The sequence below is a fragment of the Rhizobium sp. 01T437 genome (assembly GCF_056398505.1).
Window position 1 is genome coordinate 1 of sequence record NZ_JBFTPM010000077.1, and the last position, 495, is coordinate 495.

Annotated in this window: 1 pseudogene; it reads right to left on the reverse strand. The window is 66.2% G+C overall.

The window, feature by feature from the left end:
• Nucleotides 1-257: 257 nt before the first annotated feature.
• A pseudogene (locus tag AC1DM5_RS36565) lies at nucleotides 258-495 on the reverse strand (alkene reductase); the annotation flags it as partial.

The following is a 495-nucleotide window of genomic DNA, read 5'->3' on the forward strand; positions in this document are numbered from 1 at the left end:
CTTCATAGACGTGGTCGGCGAGGACCTGGCGGCTGATGGGACGGCCCGCGGAATGGCCCTCAGGGCGACTCCCGGAGGAAGCTAGTTGCATGTTCAGATCCTATAGGACGCCGAACATGCCCATTCTGTAACGCAAAGAGTGGGCAGAACGGTGTTCTGCCCACTCTTCGTGGCCAAGGCTGGACATGTCCAGCGGTGGTGGTGCCGGCGCTACCTAGTCACGCAGCGCCCCTTGTACCGGGTTGACTCCGCGCTACCTAGTTCTGGTAGGCCGGGTAGTCGGTGTAGCCCGCAGGGCCCTCGGTGTAGAACGTGGCCGGATCCGCCTCGTTGACCGGCAGGCCGTCGCGCCAGCGGCGCACCAGGTCCGGGTTGGYGATGGCGGGGCGTCCGACGACGACGGCGTCAGCGTGGCCGTCGGCGACCAGCGCGGTGGCCTCGTCGCGAGTCGTGACGACGCCGAAGCCGGTGTTGATCAGGAACGTGCCGTTGAAC